The following is a 329-nucleotide window of genomic DNA, read 5'->3' on the forward strand; positions in this document are numbered from 1 at the left end:
TCACCGCCGGACATCTTTTAGTGGGGGTTGGTTCACAATTGTGTGAACCAGCCCCCTTTTTTTATGCCCAAAAGGGCACGCACGCTATCCTGCACGTCGGCCCCGACGTCATCCTGCGCGTCGACCCCCACATCTCATCCTGCGCGACGAAGGAGTCGCAGGATCCACTTCACCTCACCTAGCCGGCGGCGGAGCGAATCAGGGAGCCGTGTGGTCAGCGGCGTCCCAAATCTTTGATAGGCTTATACCAACGTTACGGTGGTTATAGCGTCAGGGAAACGCCCGGTCACATTCCGAACCCGGAAGCTAAGACTGACTGCGCCGATGGT

At 58.4% G+C, this 329-nt stretch carries 1 protein-coding gene and 1 rRNA gene; both read left to right on the top strand.

The features are described 5' to 3' along the window. The coding region (locus ACXR2W_RS14185; RefSeq protein ID WP_489948871.1) for a hypothetical protein at positions 1–182 on the top strand (182 nt) is incomplete at its 5' end. Positions 183–254: 72 nt separating this feature from the next. Beyond that, positions 255–329 (top strand): 5S ribosomal RNA (gene rrf / locus ACXR2W_RS14190); the annotation flags it as partial.

This window comes from Leucobacter faecis (assembly GCF_054456695.2).